The organism is Gemella sp. 20925_1_85, assembly GCF_041433735.1.
GTDB lineage: Bacteria > Bacillota > Bacilli > Staphylococcales > Gemellaceae > Gemella.
Genome location: NZ_JAPWCC010000006.1, coordinates 84,161 through 91,009, shown reverse-complemented (window position 1 = coordinate 91,009; position 6,849 = coordinate 84,161). Strand labels below are relative to the sequence as shown.

Below are 6,849 nucleotides of genomic sequence, written 5' to 3'. Positions count from 1 at the left end.
GAGCTGTCTTTTTTGTTTTATAAAGTAAAGAAAGTGTGAGTCTAGTATATATATATTGAGAAATAAAAAAATTGGACTGATTTTTGTCAGTCCGATTTTTTTATATGAATGTTGATATTATTAACCAGAAATTTAAGATTATCAATACGACTGTGCAGATCCATGCAACAATTTTCATCCATGGTTTAATAACAAACTCTCCCATAAGTTTTTTATCTGATGTATATAGTGTTAGAGGAATAATAGATATTGGTAGAGCAATACTTAAAAATACTTGTGTATAAATCAGTAAGCTTTCAATTGCTTGTTCACTATCACCAAAAATTATTAAACAAATGACAACAGGCATTACCGCAATTACACGAGTCAGCATTCTTCTCATCCACATAGGAAGTCTCATGTGAATGAAACCTTCCATAACTATTTGTCCTGATAATGTTCCGGTAATAGTAGAATTTTGACCAGAGGCCAATAGAGCTACGGCGAATAGTGTACTAAGGAGTGGTGAAGCAATAGCTCCAACAATGCTGCTATCTTGTAAAGCGTTATAAAGATCTGTAAAGCGTCCAAGACTATCACCATGACCATAAAACAAAGAAGCACCTAAAACTAATAGTAAGCAGTTAATAACAAATGCGATTGAAAGTTGAATATTAGAATCTATAGTAGAAAATCTAATAGCTTCTTTTTTAACTTTGTTGTCCTTTCTATCGTATCTTCTTGCTTGAACAATAGAAGAATGTAGGTACAGATTGTGAGGCATAACTGTAGCTCCCACGATACCTAAGGCAATAAATAATGCACCTTTATTATTAATTACATCCTTGTTCGGAATAAAACCTTTAATTAATTCGCCGGTATTAGGGTTAGCTAATAAAACTTCATAGAAGAATATTATTAGAATTGTAAATATCAAGATAGCTACAATAGCTTCGATTTTTCTAAATCCAAAATGTGCTAATAATAGGAGTAAGAATACATCAAAGATAGTTATTATAACCCCTATTAGTAAAGGAATACCGAATAATAATTTTAAAGCTACAGCACTACCAATAATTTCTGCAATATCGGTAGCCATAATAGCTAGTTCGGTAATTATCCAGAGAACAAATCCCATTTTTTTACCAGTATGCTTTCTAGTTGCTTGAGCTAGGTCCATACCAGTTACAATACCTAATCTTACAGACATTGATTGAAGCAACATCGCGATAAGATTCGATATAAGTATAACGAATAGTAAGCTATACGCATATTGAGCACCACCAGCGATAGAGGTAATCCAGTTACCAGGATCCATATAACCGACTGCTACTAATGCTCCCGGTCCACTATAAGCCAGGACTTTCTTTAAAAAGCTTCCTTCTTTTGGAACATCAACTGTATTGTTAATTTCTTGAAGAGAAAGCTGATTCGCAGCTTCTAACTCTTCTTGACTTTTTCTCAAAAATTTTTTAAAAATCATTTAATCACCTTCTCTAAAAATAATAGTGTATAATAAGAATATAAAACTACTTTCCTTCAGGCGGAAATCTTGCCTTTGGAAAACTATAAACAATATTGTACTATAAAAATGAAAAAATGTAAATTTTATTGAAACTAGATATCATTATGATAATAGATATTTATTACAACAATTTGAAAATTAATATGAATTCACGTCAAAATTAATTCAAAAATAACAAACCCTTATAATATAGAATGTAATTTTTCCTAAAAAAGAAAAATAAAAAAATATTATTTATTAGATAAAGTATCAGTAAGGATATAGTTGGTTAGAGAAATATGTTTATGATAAAATATAATCGAAGGGTTATACAGTAGGGGGAAGATATTTATGGAAAGATACATATTTATTGTTATTGTAAGTCTTATATTTGCTAGTGCAATCAAATGTTTAGTAGATAGTGAGAATAAAAAAGAGTTCCTATTTAGACGAAGTCGTTGTTCAAGTTGCCATAAAGAATTAAGGGGGAGCGACTTAATTCCAATCTTTAGTTATTTGTTTAAAAAAGGACGATGTAGTTACTGTAATCAAAAAATTCCATTAGATGTATTTTTATACGAAATTTTTACTTTTATTACTATTGTATTATTTATTATTTTCCAAAGACAATTTATTTTTATTAGTTATCTTGAAGTTAGTATATTTATTATTCTCATTTTTTTAGGAATAGAAGATATAAAATCATTTGAAGTTAATGATGAGTTGTTTTATCTTCTAATTATATTAAATTTTTCTTCTATATATATACACTATTATTTATTCAATTTTTTAGATTTTATTTATCTTGTTATTATTTTTCATATATTATATATTTTCACAAGAGGTGGTTTAGGTTATGGCGACATAAAAGTATTTTGTGTATTAGCTTTAAATTTAAATTTATTTGAGGGAGTGTATTTGTTAATTTTCACATTTTTATATGCAGGATTCTTCGCTATTGGATTAATTATTTTGAAAAAAGTTAAAAGAAAAACGAAACTACCACTAGTACCATTCATAGCGCTTAGTTATTTAACAATCATATTAATAAGGGAGGGATTATTATGGTAGCATACACTATTAAAGAGTTTAGTGAAGAAGATCGTCCGAGGGAGAAATTCAAAAAATTAGGTGCTTTAGCTCTCAGCGATAAAGAGATTCTAGCAATATTATTAAGAACGGGTACAAAAAATCAAAATGTAATTGAGCTTTCCGACATGATTCTAAAAGATATGGGTGGCATTACAAAGTTAAGAGATGCAACTTTAACAGAACTTATGAAACATAAAGGGATAGGTCAGGAGAAGGCGATACATATTCTGGCGAATATAGAGTTTGCAAGAAGAATATATGCGACGAATGTTTTAGATGTGAAGTGTGATAGCCCACAGTCAATAGCCAATTATTTAAAATCATCTTTAGAGAATTTAACGCAAGAAGTTTTCGTAGTATTAGATATTGATACGAAAGGTAAAATAATAGAGAAAAGAGAAGTATTTAAAGGTAGCTTATCTATGTCAGTAGTACATCCAAGAGAAGTATTTAAACTAGCAATAAAAAATAGTGCTTCGAGCATCGTCTGTGTACATAACCACCCGAGTGGAGACGCAACTCCTTCTATAGAAGATATTAAAACAACGATAAATCTAATGGAAGTTGGTGAAATAGTTGGTATTGAAATGCTAGATCATATCGTAGTAGCAAAAAAAGGATATGTCAGCATTAGGAAAGTATTAAATTATCTAGCAGTTGAAAATATAGATTATAAATACGAAGAAGTTACAGGTGAACAGTTAAAATATATACTGAGAAAATATAAGGTTGTAGGAGAGTATTAAAGAAGTAAAAGGTCTAAAACGAAGTAAAAATATTGATTTTCTAGTAGAAATATAGTAGTATAAAGGAAGGTGATTCACTACCTATATTTCAAGTGTGAATGTTAAGCTAGGAATTTTTCCTAGCTTTTTTTGTATAGAATATTTTTAATGGGTGAAAAATTCTATAATAAGGGTATTTGGGATGCAAACAATTTGAAAAATTATAGAAAGATCAATATTTAAAAATCTTTGCTTTTCTACTTCATCTATGTTAAAATATGAGGCAAATAGCCGTTTGCACTGACTTTACTATAATTTCTTAACTCACTACGTTCGTAGAAATTATAGTAGTCGTAGTATAAATTATTCGTAATATTTTTCTTCAGTCTTTGACTTTGAAAAATAAACGACTAACTTAAAAGACGGTGGCTCGTAAAATAGTTTTAAATAACCATCTAACCAACCAAAGCTAAAGATGGTTTTTTTTTATTGTCTTTTTTCAATTCTTCAATACATGCACTAACTACTGAAACAATCAATAGATTTATTCCAATAATCGTCTGTACAATTTCGTAAGCTGACAACTCGCTACTCCTTTCTTCAAGATTTTGATACTTATGAGCATAAGCATCATCTCCTTTCATATTGAAGTAGCCACAGCAGTAGGAACTAGAAAAAGCAGATACTAACTTTTAGCACCTGCTTTTTAAGTTCCTGTTGCATATGCTATTCGTAATATTTTTCTTCAGCCTTAGACTTTGAAAAATAAACGACTACCGCAATCTTTATCGGAAGTGTTACACTCCCTAACTTCTCTCACAAATTTTGATTATATCAAATTAAACGGTGATTATCAATGATTTATAGATATACGTAATATAATAAATTTAAAGGATAAATATAGTGTCACAGTGAATGTTAAAAAAATTCATTTACTACAGTTTTACTGAAGTTATTATATCAAAAAAGTGATTTTGATAAAAAATAATTTTGTAAATATATATAGGTGAGAAAGTGAATATTTTTAATGTATGAGAAAAGAGGGGACAGGGACTTTTTAATCACTCTCATAAAAAAACATGTAACATTACATCCTAAATATTTTGAATGCGTTTTTAAAAATGGTATAATATAATTGAATAAGTATAAGTAATTATATTGTATTAGTTAATAAAATAATTTTAAAAGGGAGGAGGAGAAAAATGAATAAGCTTAAAGATTTAGGTTTGGTGGTATTGCAAGTTGAAGTAGTAGGCTTCTTATTTATAGCTATGAATAAATATTTAACTAACACTGCAAGCTTTTTACCTGAAGCTTTCACTCAAGATAAAACAGATATTAAGGCATATAGTTTAGCTGCATTGGCGTTTATGATATTAGGTATTGCTCAATATTATGTGGTTGACTTATATGACAAAATCAACTGGAAAAAAGCGAGTGTAATTGAATACTTGGTAGAAGTAGCAGGAGTTTTACTAGTATTTATCTATTTACAATTTATAGATGATCTAGTTAAGTTTGCATTTCTATTCGTGTTAGTTTCATTTCTATTTATAATGAGATATTTATACTTTTATAAGAAATTCTCATAAGTTTATACTTTTGAACAATTGTAGGAGGTAAACACTGTTCAAAGTGTAGAAATTTTTAGTTTAAAATTTTAATTTGGAATGTAGGTATTCAATATAATTATTATACTGCTGTTGCTAGATTATATAGGGGAAAATAAAAAAACGGGGGTGACTTAAAAATTGTGATTTTTGAGTCACTCCCATTTTGTTTAATTCAGTTAATAAATCATATTACTGTGCTTTTAATTCTACACATTCTGTTAGTTGTTTTTTGATTTCTTCTTGAATATGGTGAGAAATCATTATTAAAGTTAATTTTTCGTCAGCTAAGATATTATTTTCTATACGTACTGCTGTTTTTTCATCTAATGCTGAGGTTGCTTCATCAAGAATTAAAATAGGATAATTTCTAATTAAAACTCTCGCAAGAACTAACCTTTGTTTTTCTCCTCCTGATAGGATTTCGCCCATATTAGATAAATTATGATCTAAGCCATCAGATAAAGCTCTAACTCTATCAGCTAAACAAACTTTTTCTAGTGTATTCCATATTTCTTCATCTGAATAACTATCATCTAAAGTGATGTTATATCGGATTGAACCGCTAAAAATAGATGTTTGTTGACTTACATATCCAATTTCTTTCGAGAAGTTAATATCATCCTGTATTTCAAGGGGATTTCCATCGATTAAAACTTTATCTTGGTTGGATTGTAATTTCCCTAGTAGCAACTTGATTATAGTAGATTTTCCAGAACCACTTTTACCGATCACGGCATATTTTCCACCTTTATTTATATTAAAGTTAAAATTTTTAATGACATGATTATCACCGAAACTATAATTAAAGTCTTTAAATTCAATATTTTCTTCAACATGTGGGTAAAGTGTTTCTTTAGCAGTTGCTTTAGTTATAACGCTATTTAATATTTCTTTTGTACCGATTACCTTAATATACAAATCAACCAATTGATTGATAGAAGTAAGGTAAATTCCTAGTATAGTAGATACAGAAGCTATTGTACCTATAGTTAATTCATTTTTTAAAACTAAGTAAATCGCAAAGATAAAAATTAATAATTCAAGTAGCTTCTCGATACTTTGTAAAGTTAATTCACCGAATGCCATTAATTTAGAAATACTATATTGTTGATCTTCTTTCTGAATCTGACTAGCCTTAACGTTTTTTGAGAATAAATTTATCTTACCGATATTTTTCAAATCGTCATAACCTGTTAAATATTCCTTTAGAACTCCAGAAAATTTCCCTGATAAAATTGATAAATTTGTATATCCTACGCTGATTTTATTACCAAACTTACCGCTTATTAAGAACATAGCGATTGATGATAATAGGGCGAATATAACAAATTTCCAATTAATTAACCATAAAAATACGACTGATGAGATAAATAATACAATAGCACTAAGTAAACCAGTTAATGGTGAGAATAAATACGCAGATAATAATTCAAGTTGATAAGTATATTTAGTCATATGCTCACCAGAATCAACCTTATTAAATTCCGATTGAGACATAGTTTCTATATTTTTACTAATTCTATCACCTAGATATATTTTCCATTGTTTAACTAATTGTGCAATTATTATTTTTAGCCACGCTCTAAGTAATTCTACTATTATTAAAATACAAATAATAATGCCAACTTTTGTCCAAAGAGACCCTGTTTTGTATATTACAGAATCAACAATATCAACGCGAGCGTATACAACATAAACAGTCCCTATTGATACTATTAGTGTTAAAATAAACATAATGCATAACTTTAATTTGTTTAATGATATAACTTCTAAAATATTTTTAATCATATTGCTCTCCTTTATATAGATTACATAAATGTTGTTTGAATTTGAGTTACAAGCTTTATGTAACTTTTATTATACTGACTTTTTTTTTTGTGTCAAGATAATTCGAGTAAGTTTTCTGAAAATTATAATTATATATTGTTATCATCTT

Annotated in this window: 6 protein-coding genes; 3 read left to right on the top strand and 3 right to left on the bottom strand. The window is 28.4% G+C overall.

What is annotated here, in order from left to right:
* Positions 1-100: 100 nt before the first annotated feature.
* Positions 101-1,462 (bottom strand): Nramp family divalent metal transporter, encoded by a 1,362-nt coding sequence (locus O3884_RS03575; protein ID WP_371451724.1) that lies wholly within the window; start codon positions 1,460-1,462, stop codon positions 101-103.
* 372 nt (positions 1,463-1,834) lie between these two features.
* On the opposite strand from O3884_RS03575, the gene O3884_RS03570 reads away from it, so the two are divergent.
* Positions 1,835-2,554, top strand: a complete 720-nt coding sequence (locus O3884_RS03570; RefSeq protein WP_371451722.1) for a prepilin peptidase — start codon at positions 1,835-1,837, stop codon at positions 2,552-2,554.
* Positions 2,548-3,321: a RadC family protein gene (gene radC / locus O3884_RS03565; RefSeq protein WP_371451721.1), complete on the top strand. Its 774-nt coding sequence runs from the start codon at positions 2,548-2,550 to the stop codon at positions 3,319-3,321. The genes O3884_RS03570 and radC overlap by 7 nt, the downstream gene beginning before the upstream one ends.
* Before the next feature lie 434 nt (positions 3,322-3,755).
* Here the strand turns inward: radC and O3884_RS03560 are convergent, their stop codons facing one another.
* Positions 3,756-3,944 (bottom strand): hypothetical protein, encoded by a 189-nt coding sequence (locus O3884_RS03560; RefSeq protein ID WP_371451719.1) that lies wholly within the window; start codon positions 3,942-3,944, stop codon positions 3,756-3,758.
* 558 nt (positions 3,945-4,502) lie between these two features.
* Between O3884_RS03560 and O3884_RS03555 the strand changes: the two genes are divergently transcribed.
* Positions 4,503-4,892 (top strand): hypothetical protein, encoded by a 390-nt coding sequence (locus O3884_RS03555; RefSeq protein ID WP_371451717.1) that lies wholly within the window; start codon positions 4,503-4,505, stop codon positions 4,890-4,892.
* A 210-nt stretch (positions 4,893-5,102) separates the two neighbouring features.
* Here O3884_RS03555 and O3884_RS03550 read toward each other — a convergent pair whose 3' ends face one another.
* Complete coding sequence (locus O3884_RS03550) at positions 5,103-6,701, bottom strand: ABC transporter ATP-binding protein (protein WP_371451715.1); 1,599 nt, start codon at positions 6,699-6,701, stop codon at positions 5,103-5,105.
* Positions 6,702-6,849: the final 148 nt, after the last annotated feature.